This is a genomic window from Bacillus nitratireducens, from assembly GCF_036320425.1.
In the GTDB taxonomy this organism is placed as follows: Bacteria; Bacillota; Bacilli; order Bacillales; family Bacillaceae_G; genus Bacillus_A; species Bacillus_A nitratireducens.
This window is the reverse complement of the sequence record NZ_JAUMJO010000005.1, coordinates 311,654-327,271: the sequence shown is the minus strand read 5'-3', so window position 1 is coordinate 327,271 and position 15,618 is coordinate 311,654. Positions and strand designations below refer to the sequence as shown.

Annotated in this window: 12 protein-coding genes and 1 riboswitch; of the genes, 7 read left to right on the top strand and 5 right to left on the bottom strand. The window is 37.2% G+C overall.

The features are described 5' to 3' along the window. Window positions 1-71: 71 nt before the first annotated feature. Together thiC and lldP are read right to left on the bottom strand one after the other, a co-directional pair. A complete protein-coding gene (gene thiC, locus Q3V31_RS20440) occupies window positions 72-1,832 on the bottom strand; it encodes a phosphomethylpyrimidine synthase ThiC (protein WP_090813794.1) in 1,761 nt (586 codons plus the stop codon). Between the two features lie 112 nt (window positions 1,833-1,944). Next, window positions 1,945-2,060, bottom strand: a riboswitch (TPP riboswitch). A gap of 195 nt (window positions 2,061-2,255) precedes the next feature. Further along, window positions 2,256-3,917: an L-lactate permease gene (gene lldP, locus Q3V31_RS20435; protein ID WP_090813793.1), complete on the bottom strand. Its 1,662-nt coding sequence runs from the start codon at window positions 3,915-3,917 to the stop codon at window positions 2,256-2,258. 286 nt (window positions 3,918-4,203) lie between these two features. Here lldP and Q3V31_RS20430 point away from each other — a divergent pair, with 286 nt between their 5' ends. Next, window positions 4,204-4,521, top strand: a complete 318-nt coding sequence (locus Q3V31_RS20430; protein WP_329766617.1) for a magnetosome magnetite crystal formation protein family — start codon at window positions 4,204-4,206, stop codon at window positions 4,519-4,521. Window positions 4,522-4,596: 75 nt separating this feature from the next. Here the strand turns inward: Q3V31_RS20430 and Q3V31_RS20425 are convergent, their stop codons facing one another. After that, entirely contained in the window at window positions 4,597-5,088 is a 492-nt protein-coding gene (locus Q3V31_RS20425; protein ID WP_090813791.1) for a metal-binding protein, read from the bottom strand. 50 nt (window positions 5,089-5,138) lie between these two features. Beyond that, window positions 5,139-5,504 carry a YkvA family protein gene (locus Q3V31_RS20420; protein WP_090813790.1) on the bottom strand — a complete coding sequence of 122 codons (366 nt, stop codon included), beginning with the start codon at window positions 5,502-5,504 and terminating at the stop codon, window positions 5,139-5,141. Window positions 5,505-6,051: 547 nt separating this feature from the next. Between Q3V31_RS20420 and Q3V31_RS20415 the strand changes: the two genes are divergently transcribed. From Q3V31_RS20415 to Q3V31_RS20390, 6 genes are all read left to right on the top strand, one after another. Then, entirely contained in the window at window positions 6,052-7,980 is a 1,929-nt protein-coding gene (locus tag Q3V31_RS20415; protein WP_000665337.1) for an LTA synthase family protein, read from the top strand. 464 nt (window positions 7,981-8,444) lie between these two features. Further along, window positions 8,445-9,329, top strand: a complete 885-nt coding sequence (locus Q3V31_RS20410; protein WP_002077948.1) for a D-amino-acid transaminase — start codon at window positions 8,445-8,447, stop codon at window positions 9,327-9,329. Between the two features lie 210 nt (window positions 9,330-9,539). Next, entirely contained in the window at window positions 9,540-11,246 is a 1,707-nt protein-coding gene (locus Q3V31_RS20405) for a C40 family peptidase (protein ID WP_090813789.1), read from the top strand. A gap of 363 nt (window positions 11,247-11,609) precedes the next feature. Next, a complete protein-coding gene (locus Q3V31_RS20400) occupies window positions 11,610-12,821 on the top strand; it encodes a NupC/NupG family nucleoside CNT transporter (protein ID WP_001101995.1) in 1,212 nt (403 codons plus the stop codon). A 262-nt stretch (window positions 12,822-13,083) separates the two neighbouring features. Continuing rightward, entirely contained in the window at window positions 13,084-13,839 is a 756-nt protein-coding gene (locus Q3V31_RS20395; protein WP_090813788.1) for a diguanylate cyclase, read from the top strand. Further along, complete coding sequence (locus Q3V31_RS20390; RefSeq protein WP_000988777.1) at window positions 13,836-15,137, top strand: glycosyltransferase family 2 protein; 1,302 nt, start codon at window positions 13,836-13,838, stop codon at window positions 15,135-15,137. The genes Q3V31_RS20395 and Q3V31_RS20390 overlap by 4 nt, the downstream gene beginning before the upstream one ends. A 220-nt stretch (window positions 15,138-15,357) precedes the next feature. Here the strand turns inward: Q3V31_RS20390 and Q3V31_RS20385 are convergent, their stop codons facing one another. Beyond that, window positions 15,358-15,492: a hypothetical protein gene (locus Q3V31_RS20385; protein ID WP_090813787.1), complete on the bottom strand. Its 135-nt coding sequence runs from the start codon at window positions 15,490-15,492 to the stop codon at window positions 15,358-15,360. Between the last annotated feature and the right edge of the window lie 126 nt (window positions 15,493-15,618).

Sequence of the window (15,618 nt, the reverse complement as noted above, 5' to 3'; positions counted from 1 at the left end):
GCAAAGCGGGCTTCTTCTATATTTAAGTTAGGTACTACAGTGTGATCAATCAAGTAAAGAGGTGTAACGTGTTATTGGTATAAATGACTACCAGTTTCTTTAAATTCTACCGCTTTCTCTTTCATTCCTTTTTCAATTGCTTCTGTCGTTTCTAAATCATTTTCTTTCGCATATTCACGAATATCATGCGAAATTCTCATACTACAAAACTTCGGTCCACACATTGAACAGAAATGAGCTGTTTTCGCTCCTTCTGCCGGCAATGTTTCATCATGATACTCCATTGCGCGTTCAGGATCTAAAGATAAATTAAATTGATCGCGCCAGCGGAATTCGAAACGCGCTTTTGAAAGTGCATCATCACGCTGATGAGCCGTTTTATGCCCTTTCGCAAGATCGGCTGCATGCGCAGCGATTTTGTACGTAATAACTCCCTCGCGAACATCATCTTTATTCGGTAAACCTAAATGTTCTTTCGGCGTTACATAACAAAGCATCGCCGTTCCAAACCAGCCAATCATGGCAGCTCCAATCGCTGAGGTAATATGGTCATAACCTGGTGCAATATCTGTCGTTAACGGTCCAAGTGTATAGAACGGCGCGCCCTGACAAATATCAAGTTCTTTCTCCATATTCTCTTTAATTAAATGCATCGGTACATGCCCAGGTCCTTCAATCATAACTTGCACATCATGTTTCCAAGCAATTTTCGTCAATTCACCAAGTGTTTCAAGCTCAGAGAATTGCGCTTCGTCATTTGCATCTGCAATCGAACCTGGACGTAATCCATCTCCAAGAGAGAACGAAACATCGTACTGCTTCATAATTTCACAAATCTCTTCAAAATGAGTATATAAGAAGTTTTCTTTATGATGGAATAAACACCACTGCGCCATAATCGAACCACCACGCGAAACAATACCTGTCGTACGCTTTGCAGTAATTGGAATGTAGCGAAGTAATACACCAGCGTGAATCGTAAAGTAATCAACGCCTTGCTCCGCTTGCTCAATTAACGTATCACGATACACTTCCCACGTTAAATCCTCTGCAATTCCGTTTACTTTTTCAAGCGCTTGATAAATAGGCACAGTGCCAACTGGTACAGGAGCATTACGAATAATCCACTCACGTGTTGTATGAATGTTTTTACCTGTAGATAAATCCATAATCGTATCTGCACCCCAGCGAGTCGCCCACGTCATCTTCTCTACTTCTTCTGCAATAGAAGAAGATACGGCAGAGTTTCCGATATTCGCATTTACCTTCACATGGAAATTACGTCCGATAATCATCGGTTCTGCTTCCGGATGGTTAATATTCGCTGGTAAAATCGCACGACCTTCCGCGATTTCCTTACGAACAAATTCAGGCTCTACCCCTTCACGAATCGCAACATATTCCATCTCAGACGTAATAACGCCATTACGTGCATAATGCATTTGCGTAACGTTTGCACCTTGCTTTGCTCTAAGCGGCTGGCGATCCATTTGCGGGAAAACAGGTGTATGTTTCGAAGCCACTTTCACACCGTCATCCTCTGGTTTCACTTCACGTCCTTCGTATCCTTCTACATCTCTGCGCTCAACAATCCAAGAATGACGCGGCGTTGGAATCCCCTTTTCCAGCTCCACTTTATACGCAGGATCCGTATAAGGACCGCTCGTATCATACACACGGATTGGTGGATTTGGGACACCGTTCGTTTCGCTTTGTGCAATCTCGCGCATCGGTACTTTCATACCTTCACGTGGTCCATCCACATATACTTTCTTACTTCCTGGTAAACTCGATTTCAATTCAATTTGCTCAGCTGAAACAGATTGTTTCATAACTTTTGTTGCCCCCCTGTACGTGACAAGGACGAGATATGGCCAGCGTATGCCAAAATAAAAAGAGCCAGGTCCATAAAAAAACAAGGACCTGGCTCATAAAGACATAATTATGTAAAGCCGTTAACTTCCCTACGCTGGTACGAGCCAGATCAGGTCCAAAGGGTTAAGAAGTTCACGCGCTTCTCTCTCAGCCTACGCATACGTTAGGCACCCCTAGTTTATCACTGATTTAATTTTCAATACTTTCCCATCATACACGATAATCTGAAAAATGCAAAGTTTATTTCTTTTGTTGTTTATCCCGCATTAACGGGCAGTAAGACCCCCACCTCAAAATTCAGCGAAAACAAAGAAGTTAGGTGGGGCTCAACTAATAATCAGTGGGGGATGAACAAAACCCCCACTGATTAAAGTTTCACTTTATGGAATCATCCACGTTAAATAATATGCTTGAACATACGTCATAATACCAACAATAATTACGAAGAACAAACTATGCTTCACTGTAAAGCGGAATAAATCTGATTCTTTTCCAGCAAGACCAACTGCCGCACAAGCGATCGCAATCGATTGCGGAGAAATCATTTTACCTGTTACACCGCCCGTTGTATTTGCTGCAACGAGAAGCACTTCAGATACACCGACTTGCTGCGCTGTAATTGCTTGTAAATTCGAGAACAGTGCATTCGCTGACGTATCTGATCCTGTTAAGAATACACCGATCCAGCCTAGGAATGGTGAGAAGAACGGGAATAGTCCACCAGTTCCTGCAAGTGCTAACGCTAATGTAGAAGATAAACCAGAATAATTTGCGATAAATGCGAATCCTAATACGAATCCGATAGATAGAATTGGCATTTTTAGTTCGTTTAACGTTTCTTTAAATGTTACTACTGCATCTTTTGCACTCATTTTCAAAATAAAGATAGAAATGATACAAGCAATTAAAATTGCTGTTCCCGTCGCTGATAAAATATCTAATTTTAAGATTGCTTCATAAGGCGTCGGTTTATTTACAATTGGCTCTGCTTTCATTACTAAATTGTGCAAGCCTGGAACTTCAAATTTAAATACGAGAATTTCTAAAGCGCCGCCCGGAGCGAATAACGCTTTAAAGAAACTCTGGCTCCAGATGACTACCATCACAGTCAAAATAATGAACGGAGACCATGCTTTTACTACTTTTCCTACCGTTAGTTTCGGCATAGATGTCGTTGTCGTCGCCGCGGCTACTTCACTATTCGCTTCTTTAGATTGATAAATTTCTTTCGGCTGCCAAACTTTTAAGAATAGAGATAAACTCACTAAACTTACAAGTGCTGACGTAATATCAGGAAGTTCTGGTCCTAAAAATGTCGCTGTAATAAACTGTGTAATTGCAAATGAACTACCCGCTACAAATAGAGCAGGCCATGTTTGTCTTACCCCTTTAAATCCATCCATTAAAAATACGATAAAGAACGGAACAAATAATGATAAGAACGGTAATTGATGTCCAGCCATTTGCCCGATTTTATGCGGATCAATACCAGTTACTTGTCCAGCTACTGTAATCGGAATCCCCATCGCTCCGAATGCTACTGGTGCAGTATTTGCGATTAGACAAAGACCAGCCGCATATAAAGGATTTAAGCCAAGACCTGCAAGAAGCGCTGCCGTAATCGCTACTGGTGCACCAAATCCTGCTGCTCCTTCTAAAAATGCTCCAAATGAAAAACCGATTAAAATAACAAGTAAACGATGGTCATTCGTAATTGATAATACAGATGCACGAATAACATCAAATTGACCTGTTTTCACAGAAATTTTATATAAAAATACTGACATAATAATAATCCATGCAATTGGCCATAATCCGTATAAGAAACCGTATCCCGTCGCTGCCATTGCCATTGTGAATGGCATTTTATATGCAAATAACGCCACCAAAATTGTAAGTACAACTGTAATAAATCCTGCCACATACCCCTTCATGCGGAAAACTGCTAAAGCTAAGAAAAAAAAGATAATCGGAATAAGTGCGACCGCTGCAGAAATCCAAATGTTCCCGAACGGATCATAAACTTGTGTCCATGTGTTCATTGTTCTCTCCCCCTCAATAATCCCCTTTTAAATAAACATAACCCCATCAATAGACTATCAGGTCATCATACCTTTAAACCTAAAATAAAAAAACGTTCGAGAAAACGTTTTCATTAATTTTATCACAACAATTTTCATTTAAAAAGATTTTTTTGAAAATTTTATTATTTAAAATAGAAATCTTACAAAAGAGTCACATTCTTGTAATGTTAATCGATAGGAAGCTCGCCAAATTTACTACATACTAAAGGTATAAACAACGGACATTACTTATGAGGTGATATATATGAACGGAAACAAAATATTAGCAGCTTTATCATACTTTAGCGTACTATTCGCGCCTATCTTATTCCCTATTATCGTGTGGATTGTAGGCGATTCTGAAACAAAACCACATGCAAAGCGTGCCCTATGGACACATATCATTCCAAGCACCGCTTCATTTATTGGATTAGTTATTTTAGGAATTATGGGCATCGGATCTGATCAGCCAGATGTAACACTTGGAATCGGAGCAATGATTGTTCTATGTATTTGCGGAATCGTTAGCTTATACTACTTCATTTGGAATATCGTAAAAGGTATTAAAGTACTGAAAGCTTAACTATAAAATGCGACAAGCATAACCTACCTATTAATAAGAAAAAACCGTCCCAAAATACCTTTTGGGACGGTTTCTTTATCTTCTGCGTTTCTTCTTTTTTCTCATCATTTTCTTGCGGCGTGTATTCACTTTATCCGCTATAATGTGGAGCGTACTCGCCACTACAATGCCCATTACAAAAGTTACAATTTCAACCTCATGTTTCTTCGCAATTTCTATTAAATTCCCATCGAGTGCGATTACATTTAATAGGAATAAAAACGGAGAAAATACGATTAACATGTATGCGATACGAATCACATCACCCAGTATAATTGTATGTGTAAAGAAGGAGCGATGCGGCATGACCTTCTTATATGGATACCAAAATATACGCAGGAATCCCCATTTATTATAGGCATTACTATACGTATCTAAATCCGGCGTTAAAAATGAAGTACCTATTAAAAAGCCAATTGCAAAAGTTAATAAAAAATCAAAGCTTGTTAATCCATACGAAAAGAGCATAAACAAAACAACCGGAAGGGATATTAAGTTTATTTTCGTATGCGTTCTTCCTGATGGCATAATGCACTTCCTCGCTTACGTTCGCCCTGCCACTCTATGACAGTTCTCACCTATTGATCTAATTTCTGATCGATAAATGATGTGTCTATATCCGAACCAAACCATTCTGCCAACTTCACTCGTGCCTTATCTTTCACATCTTCATTAACGTATAACGACGCTTGTAATAATGCAGCCGTTAACGCCCCTAAATCATCCGTATAACCAACTCCAGCAATGAAATCTGGAATGGCATCGATCGGTGCAATGAAATAAGCAAGTGCTCCAATTACAATAATTTTCACTCGTTTTGGAACATCAGGTCTTTGCAAAACGTAAAACAACAATAAACTCGCATAAATTACCGATTGCCCTGCCTGCTTCGCAACATGTTTTACTTTTTTCCAAAACGCTTCAACTGAAAATTTTTGTTTCATTCAAAAGCCTCCCTATTTTTCAAAAAAAATAAGCTACAATATGTTATCAGTAAAAGTTCATCAAAATTACACATAATCTACCAATGAAATTTAATTGTAACAAACAAAGCCAAAAAGAACAAGTGTTCGTTATTTTTTCTATATTTTCCTTCATATAATAGTTTTCTAGATACCGGTTTTAAATTTTCTATTCCATATTTCTCAACCAAAAAACTTTCAATTTCACTTAACATTCTTTTCTATTTTTGTTATATTTTCTAGTTGACGGGCATATAAACGAATGTTAAAGTTTTCTCTGGTGGTGACAAATCACATACAAAAAATGTAAAATGTTATAGTGTTTCTCAGAAATGAATTTTGTTGTATAATACAGAAATGACGTTATGCTTATGAGCAGCAAAAGAAACCAAAAAAGGGTATGCATAGTTAAAGTCGTATATGGGTGAATATAGAAGCTCTAATTATGGCAAAAGAAACTATGTATTTTTTATTTTAACATTTTTCGCTCCAAAATCGACCAAGCCTGATAGAGAAAGGGTGGAAATGAATGAAAGAAACCTTGAAATCACAATTTCAAAATGTGCGTTTCACTTTATTCGTAGCTTTGGCCGTATGGCTAAAAACCTACATCATTACACGCACTAGCTTTGATTTAAAACTTGAATCTTTCATGCAAGAATTCATTTTATTCATTAGTCCATTAGCAGCATCATTACTGTTTGTGGGACTTGCATTATTTGCAAAAGGAAAAAAACGTAACTATATAGCACTTGGAATTAACTTTATCTTAACGTTCATTCTTGTTGGTAACGTAATGTTCTACGGATTCTACAATGACTTCGTTACTTTACCAGTACTAGGACAAACGTCTAATTTCGGAAGTTTAGGTTCTAGTGTGAAAGAATTATTTAACTACAAAATCATCCTTGCATTTGCGGATATTATTGTATTCTTCATTTTATTGAAGAAGAAGAAAAATTTTGCACCGACAGAGCGTGTAGCACGTCCGATGCGTTCCCTATACTTCGTGTCAACAATTGCTATTTTCTTCGTAAACCTAGGATTTGCAGAAGCTGAGCGTCCAGAACTATTAACACGTTCATTCGACCGCGTTATGCTTGTTAAAAACTTAGGATTATATGTACACCAAGCATACGATCTTGGCTTACAAGCAAAATCAAGTTCGCAAAAAGCATTTGCCGACGGTAGTAAGTTACAAGAAACAGAAAACTATGTAAAAACAACACAAAGTAAACCAGATCCAAATATGTTCGGTACTGCAAAAGGGAAAAACGTAATCGTTGTCTCTCTTGAGTCATTACAAACATTCTTAATTGGTGCAACAGTTAACGGACAAGAAGTTACACCATTCTTAAACCAATTTACGAAAGAAAGTTATTACTTTGATAACTTCTTCCATCAAACTGGGCAAGGAAAAACATCTGATGCTGAATTCTTAGTAGATACTTCAATGTATCCACTAGACCGTGGTGCTGTATTCTTCACACACGGTAACAACGAATACACAGCAACTCCAGAAATTTTACGTCAGCAGGGGTACCACACATCGGTATTCCACGCAAACAACGCAACATTCTGGAACCGTAATATTATGTATCCGGCACTTGGTTATGATCGTTACTACAACGAACTTGACTACAAAATTACGCCAGAAACAAAACTAAACTGGGGACTAAAAGATATCGAATACTTTGATCAGTCTGTCGATATGTTAAAAGAAGTGAAGCAACCGTTCTATACTCGCTTCCTTACTTTAACAAACCATTACCCATTCACTTATGATGACAGTACGAAATTAATCGATGAATACAATTCTGGTGATGGCGTATTTGACCGTTACATGGTAACTGCTCGCTATTTAGACGAAGCAATGAAACACTTTATTGAGCGTCTAAAAGCTGAAGGCATCTACGACAACTCTGTGATCGTATTCTACGGTGATCACTATGGTATTTCTGAAAACCATAACCGTGCAATGGCACAGTTCTTAGGAAAAGAAGAAATCACTACATTTGACCATATGAACTTACAAAAAACACCGATGTTTATTCACGTTCCAGGTCAAAAAGAAGGTAAAACAATTTCAAAACCAACTGGTGAAATTGACATTAAACCAACAATTCTAAACTTACTTGGTGTAGATTCTACGAATCAAATTCAATTCGGTCATGATGTATTCTCACCTGATAATAAAGGATTCGTTGTTCTTCGTGACGGTAGCTTCGTTACAGATAAGTACATGTACACGAACAGTACATTCTACGACCGTACTACTGGCGAAGTTGTACAATTACCGAAAGAAGAATCTCAACCACTTATTGATCGTGCCCAAAATGAATTGAACATGTCTGACAAAATCATTGAAGGTGACTTACTTCGCTTCTCTGAAAGTAACAAGATCAAAACTGGTGAAGTAAAAACAGCTATTAAAGAAGAAAAGAAGAGCGCTGAGTAATCTCAGCCTCTTTTTTTATTTTCTACTATCCTTTCTCTCCTATTCATTAACTTTAAAATTACATAACCTTCACCGAATATTTACACTGCATTAATGAAGTATCTTTATAATAAAATATGTAAACGAGGTTTCACATATTTCTTATCTCTCATCTGTGATAAGATCCCTTAGAGAAATATGTGCACCATTTGTTTTCAACTTTCTTATAATTGTCTTACTAAAACTTTTAATAAGACGATGTCCCTACGAAAGATAGCTACCCTCCTTGTGCAGCATTCAATACGAATGTTGCTTTTTTTATTTCAAAAAGCAGGATTCTTATTTCTCATTTTCGAATTTGTATATACAAAATGCTATAAATCACCACTACTTCTCTATAATTTTCAAATACATATACGTCATATGAAGAGAATTGCTCACATAAAAATAACTAGAGTGCTTTTTATTCATGTACTAACGAAAGGATGGGACGAAAATTGGCATACGAAAAATTTGTACTATGGAATGATGCAGTTATTGATACAACGAAACATAGCGCGTACATAGAACTTGAAGAAAGAGGCTTGCAGTTTGGAGATGGTGTCTATGAGGTTATTCGCCTATATAAAGGGAACTTTCACTTATTAGATCCGCATATCACAAGGTTATATCGCTCCATGGAAGAAATAGAATTATCACTTCCTTTCTCAAAAGCAGAGCTTATTATCCTACTTTACAAACTAATTGAAAGTAATAATTTTCACGAAGATGGTACTATTTATTTGCAAGTATCTCGTGGTGTACAAGCTCGTACCCATGCATTCTCATATGACGTCCCTCCGACAATCTATGCCTATATTACAAAGAAGGAAAGACCAGCTTTATGGATTGAATATGGTGTACGTGCTATATCAGAACCAGATACGCGCTGGCTACGCTGTGATATCAAATCTTTAAATTTATTACCCAATGTATTAGCTGCTACAAAAGCTGAACGCAAAGGTTGTAAAGAAGCTCTTTTCGTACGAAACGGTACTGTAACTGAGGGGAGCTGTTCTAATTTCTTTCTCATAAAAAATGGAACTCTTTACACACATCCAGCCAATCACCTTATTTTAAATGGCATTATTCGTCAATATGTCCTTTCCTTAGCGAAAACCCTTCGCATTCCTGTACAAGAAGAACTGTTCAGCATTCGCGATGTTTATCAAGCAGATGAATGCTTCTTTACGGGAACGACTATTGAAATTTTACCGATGACCCACCTTGATGGAACTGCAATTCAAGATGGTCAAGTTGGCCCTATCACAAAAATGCTACAAAAATCCTTTTCTCAAAGCTTGTTACAATCCAACATGTCATCTTCTTAAACACGAATAATTTCTATTCTCTCTACATCCAACATATGTATTTAAATAAAAATCAAGGTGTAGATTTATACCTTGATTTTTTCTTGTAATCTTTTTGTCATATTCAGATTCCCGCATAAGTCTTGACAGTAATCGACATGCTCTTTAGAATTTTTAACAGTTGGTAAATATTTCTTCACTACATTACAGACAGAAAGGAATCGACAAATTATGAAAAAATACCTTGCCGGTCTTGCGGCAGTGTCTGTAGCAGGAGGAGCAGCACCTACACTTGATAGCGTTCAAGCTGCCCCGGAACAAAATAAACAAAAAGCTGCTACACAAACTGTCCAAGCTTCCACATCAAACAGTTCATCTTATACGGTGAATGCTAGCGTGCTACATGTTCGTGCAGGATCAAGTACTTCTCACGACATCATCTCTCGCGTTTATAATGGTCAAACATTAAACGTAATTGGAGAAGAAAATGGTTGGTTCAAAATTAACCATAATGGGAAAACAGGTTATGTGAGTGGTGAATTTGTATCAAAAAATGGGGAAAAAACAAATAACAATGTAAGTACAGGTGGAAACAATAAAGTTACTGCTGATGTATTACGTGTACGTACCGCTCCTAACACTTCTAGTTCTGTTTCAGGACGTGTATATGAAGGACAAACATTAAACGTAATTGGTCAAGAAAATGGTTGGGTGAAAATCAACCATAATGGAAAAGTTGGCTATGTAAGTGGCGAATTCGTATCTGGTGTTTCTTCTAATGCAGGTTCTTCAAACAACAATACGAATAATACTGTAAAGCCAGCAAGTGGAAACTATACAGTCAACGTATCTTCCCTTCGCGTTCGTACAGGTCCTAGCACTTCTCATACAACTATAGGTTCTGTGAAAAAAGGACAAGTCGTACAAGTTGTAGGCGAAGTTCAAGATTGGTTCAAAATCAATTATGCAGGACAAACAGCTTACTTAAGTAAAGACTACGTAACAAAAGGCGGTTCTAACGAAAACACCACGCAAGGTAACAACCAGGAACAAAACAATAATGTAACTGTTCAAACTGGTGGCACTTACGTCGTTAACGCAACATCACTACGTGTTCGTACGGGCCCTGCTACTTACCATAGCGTAATTGGTGGCGTATTAAATGGTACGAAATTAAACGTAGTTGGATCTGAAGGTAGCTGGTTTAAAGTTAATTATCAGGGAAAAACAGGCTACGTTAGCAGCGAATTCGTAAAATTCGTTAAAGGTGGCACTACTACTCCTGAACAACCTGAGCAACCTAACCAAGGTGCAATTGGCGACTACTACATTAATGCTTCTGCACTAAACGTACGTAGCGGCGAAGGTACAAATTATAGAATCATAGGCGCACTTCCACAAGGACAGAAGGTTCAAGTAATCTCTGAAAACTCTGGATGGAGCAAAATTAACTACAATGGTCAAACTGGTTACATCGGAACACGTTTCCTATCTAAAACACCAGTTGGGGGCGCAGTAGATAATAAGCCTAATGAAAATCAAAACAACAACAATAACAATACAAGCAATAATAGCGGTGACAGTTCTTCTATACTTGCATACGCGAAATCTATGCAAGGCGTGCCATACGTTTGGGGCGGTTCTTCTGCTAATGGTGTCGACTGCAGTGGTTACATCTACCACGTATTTAAGAAATTTGGCCATAACATTAGCCGCCAAAGTGTTGCAGGATATTGGAGTAGCTTACCAAAAACTTCAAGTCCACAGCCAGGCGACTTAATTTATTTCCAAAATACTTATAAAGCAGGTCCTTCTCACATGGGTATTTACCTTGGAGGTGGATCGTTTATCCAAGCTGGAGATAAAGGTGTAGCAATCGTTTCATTAAACAACTCTTATTGGAAAAGCCATTTCTTAGGGTATACAAAAGCACCTTAAGTGATAGTTTCAGAGCCTTCTAGTTTACTAGAAGGCTCTTTTTTAAAGGGCTCAATATAGTAATCCCCTTTCATTCTCTCTACGCAAAAATTATGCGTTCATTTCCCTATTTTATACACTATATTCTATAAAAATTGTCCAAAACGTTATCACAATGTATATATTTCCACAAAAAACATAACCTATTTCATGTCAATTCATTTTATATGTGTTTTTTCAAAGAATTTTCTTTTTATTTAAACTTTTCGTTAGACGTTTGACCTCCGATGTCCATTATGATAAGTTACTTAAGATGTTATATTCGCAAAAGTATAGACAACTGGTTTATACACTTTTTTACTATGAGGAAGGAGCATACACTGCATGAATGTTTTATGGGGAATTGGCGGCGTGATTGGAGTATTAGCAATCGCTTTCTTATTATCTTCCAACCGCAAAGCTATTAATTGGCGCACAATTTTAATCGCGCTAGCATTACAAATGTCATTTTCATTTATCGTATTACGATGGGATGCTGGAAAAGCAGTTTTAAAACACGCTGCTGACGGTGTTCAAGGATTAATTAATTTTTCTTACGAGGGAATTAGGTTCGTTGCTGGGGATTTAGTCAACGCAAAAGGACCTTGGGGATTTATCTTCGTTATTCAAGCACTACTTCCAATTGTATTTATTAGTTCATTAGTTGCAATCTTATATCATTTCGGTATTATGCAGAAATTTGTTAGTATTGTTGGTGGCGCATTAAGTAAACTTCTTGGAACTTCGAAAGCAGAAAGTTTAAACTCAGTAACAACTGTATTTTTAGGACAAACTGAGGCACCAATTTTAATTAAACCATACTTAGCACGTTTAACTAACAGTGAATTCTTCACTATTATGGTAAGTGGTATGACAGCTGTTGCCGGATCAGTTCTTGTCGGCTATGCAGCAATGGGAATTCCGTTAGAACACTTATTAGCAGCAGCAATTATGGCAGCTCCATCAAGTTTATTAATTGCAAAACTAATTATGCCAGAAACAGAAAAAGTAGATAATAACGTTGAACTTTCTACAGAACGTGAAGATGCAAACGTTATCGATGCAGCTGCACGTGGTGCATCTGAAGGTATGCAACTTGTTATTAACGTAGCAGCAATGTTAATGGCTTTCATCGCATTAATCGCTTTATTAAATGGCTTATTAGGATGGGTCGGTTCTTGGTTCGATATTAAACTTAGCCTTGATTTAATCTTCGGTTACTTACTATCACCATTTGCAATCTTAATCGGGGTTTCACCGGGTGAAGCTATACAAGCAGCAAGCTTTATCGGTCAAAAACTTGCAATCAACGAATTCGTTGCATACGCAAACTTAGGTCCTCACATGGCAGAGTTCTCTGCAAAAACAAATCTGATTTTAACATTCGCAATCTGTGGTTTTGCAAACTTCTCTTCTATCGCAATTCAATTAGGTGTAACAGGAACATTAGCTCCTACTCGCCGTAAACAAATTGCACAATTAGGGATTAAAGCAGTTATCGCTGGTACACTAGCGAACTTCTTAAACGCAGCAGTTGCAGGTATGATGTTCCTATAATTTAATATAAAGTCTCCTCTTTTAAAGAGGAGACTTTTTTGTATACTATAAATATAATTTTCGTATATACTAAAAACCATATATATAGATATCCAGATGATATATTACAATAATTCGTATGTCTGTTTATTTTTTCTTGCAAAAAAAGGGATACTATTTGATGTCGTAGGCTAAAAAAGAATTCCAGCTACACGGTCCATTTAATAATAATTGTGCATACTACAAATATCCTGCATGAATTATCTTTAAGGAGGAACGTTTCGTGAAAGATAAATCCTATAAAGTCCTTTCTATGTGGATTTTACAAATTTTATTTTATTTTACTACTGTACATGTGACGAAATATGAGCGCGCGCTCATATTTACAATTATATATGTCATCATAAATGTACTATTCCTATTTTTAGCTGATAAAACAGCATTTATTTTCTTTATACTGGGAACCATTATTTCAGTATTCTATTTATTTTATGAAGCGTGGCTTCACTTATGGAGTACATCAGATCAATGGGAATATATCATTACCCACTTCCTGATGGTAGCTAACTTCTTCCTTGTTTATATTTCAACCCACTTATTAAAAAAGGTTATCCTTAAAAATAGAGAGCTAACTGAACGAGTGCGGGTGCTTGAGCAATACATTGGAGAATCCAAATTATTAACAAGACAAGAATTCGAAAGACGACAAGCATTATTAAAGACTGCGATGAATCGTCGCAATGAAACAGGCATTATTATTTTCTTTGATTTCACTTCCTTTAGTAAATATACGAAGGAAAGTGTCATGGATCGTGTAGCTTCATTATTAGTTGATACAGTAAGAGCTAACTTTGACCTTGCCGCTGAATACAATAGCAATACACTGGTCATTCTACTGCAAAACACAAATGATGCAGGCGCTAATCTTGTAATGAACCGCCTACAACCAAAAATGGAGCAATGGCTTGCTGCTGAAGCAATTCAAGACATTAAAATAAAACGAGAACAAATCAACACAAAAGGACAGACATTATTATGATGACACTCGTTATACTCCTTTTATTCCTTCTGTTCTGCGTACTCGTATTTTGGATTAGCATCACATTTTCAATCAAATATGTACTTATTTTTACTGCCTTTCTATTCTCAGGCCTACTCGTTTACTACTCTCTCTTAACACTCGCGGGCTTAATTCATCGAAATAGTAAACGAAAAGATCGTACGCTAGAACATTATCCAAGTGTAGATATTTTAATACCTGCCCATAATGAGGGTGTCGTTATTAAAGATACATTAGAAGCGATGGCAAAGATTGAATACCCGGGCAAATTAAACGTTTATTTATTAAACGATAACTCTCAAGATGAAACACCTGAAATTGGCGATGATTTCGACAAAGCTTATGCTCATATTCATCACATTCGTGTACCACCTGGCGAACCGAAAGGAAAATCGCGTGTATTAAACTACGGTCTTAGCATTTCAGATGGTGAATACTTCTGTGTTTACGATGCAGATAATCAACCTGAACCACATGCACTGCGAATGCTCGTAGAACATGCTGAAACCATCCAGAATGCCGTTGGAGCAGTTGGACACGTTCGTACAGTAAATGAAAAGAGAAATTGGCTTACACGAATGATTTCATTAGAATTTCAGATTTTCCAGCTCCTTATGCAATCTGGACGCTGGCTATTATTCCAAACAGGCTCACTGACCGGAACAAACATGCTTCTTCGTCGTTCCGCATTAGAAGAACTTGGCGGCTATGATCCTTATGCAATTGCAGAGGATGCCGAATTAACATTGAGAATTACCCAAAAAGGCTATCTCTTACCAATCGTCCCGGAATCGATTACATGGGAACAAGAACCTGAACATTTAAAAATTCTTATTAAACAGCGTACACGTTGGCTTCAAGGAAACTTATATATTTTAGAAAAAATGTTTTCTTCGCTAAGCTTCTTTAAAGGAAAACTACTCGTCCATTCCTTACAGCAAGTTTTAGTATATGTCGTATTTTGGCTATTCTTAATTATTTCAAACGTTTGGTTTGTAATTGGACTGCTCGGGATATTCCAAATTCAATACAGCATTCCATTACTATTTATGTGGTATGTCGCATATATTACATATGTTTCTCAATTATTTAGTGCCCAGAGCGTCGAACGAACCTTTACACCAATCAACATTTTCATAAGCGTCATTATGTACTTTACGTACGCACAGCTCTTTACGTATTTGTTCATTCGCAGTCTCATTCTTTACTTACGTGCAAAGAGCAAGAAACAAGTAATTGGCTGGGATAAAACAGTACGATTTAAAAAGGAAAAATAAAGTGAAACTTTAATCAGTGGGGGTTATTCATTTCCTACTGATTATTAGCCCTCATCAATCGGGCTTTTACGGAATAAAAAATAAGCACAGAGCGCCGTAAGCTCTGTGCTTATTTTTTACCGTAATACTATATATCAGACAATACCCCTTAGCTGAAAGTAATTTCACGTCCATCCCCCAACGAACGATCGACCTTCATTTATATACGAAAAAGTGATTGCTATTTTTGTAGAACCCGTTGCTTTTCTTGCTGCTCTTTGCGCGTTTCAGTCTTAGGTTCCGTGCTTTCTTGGACATTGCGATGTGCCACACGTTTCAAACAAATATGCTTCCACTTTCTTTCGTAACGTTTCATTATTCTAGATGTCCCCCTTGAATGCGATTTAAAACTATTTGAAATCGCTTACAGGAAATAATATAGCACATATACATAAAAGTGACAACACATTTCCGACATATTTTTGTCAAAAATATGAACATA

Coding starts and splice junctions, on each gene's coding strand:
- thiC (WP_090813794.1), bottom strand. CDS start 1,832: ATGAAACAATCTGTTTCAGCTGAGCAAATTGAATTGAAATCGAGTTTA.
- lldP (WP_090813793.1), bottom strand. CDS start 3,917: ATGAACACATGGACACAAGTTTATGATCCGTTCGGGAACATTTGGATT.
- Q3V31_RS20430 (WP_329766617.1), top strand. CDS start 4,204: ATGAACGGAAACAAAATATTAGCAGCTTTATCATACTTTAGCGTACTA.
- Q3V31_RS20425 (WP_090813791.1), bottom strand. CDS start 5,088: ATGCCATCAGGAAGAACGCATACGAAAATAAACTTAATATCCCTTCCG.
- Q3V31_RS20420 (WP_090813790.1), bottom strand. CDS start 5,504: ATGAAACAAAAATTTTCAGTTGAAGCGTTTTGGAAAAAAGTAAAACAT.
- Q3V31_RS20415 (WP_000665337.1), top strand. CDS start 6,052: ATGAAAGAAACCTTGAAATCACAATTTCAAAATGTGCGTTTCACTTTA.
- Q3V31_RS20410 (WP_002077948.1), top strand. CDS start 8,445: ATGGGACGAAAATTGGCATACGAAAAATTTGTACTATGGAATGATGCA.
- Q3V31_RS20405 (WP_090813789.1), top strand. CDS start 9,540: ATGAAAAAATACCTTGCCGGTCTTGCGGCAGTGTCTGTAGCAGGAGGA.
- Q3V31_RS20400 (WP_001101995.1), top strand. CDS start 11,610: ATGAATGTTTTATGGGGAATTGGCGGCGTGATTGGAGTATTAGCAATC.
- Q3V31_RS20390 (WP_000988777.1), top strand. CDS start 13,836: ATGATGACACTCGTTATACTCCTTTTATTCCTTCTGTTCTGCGTACTC.
- Q3V31_RS20385 (WP_090813787.1), bottom strand. CDS start 15,492: ATGAAACGTTACGAAAGAAAGTGGAAGCATATTTGTTTGAAACGTGTG.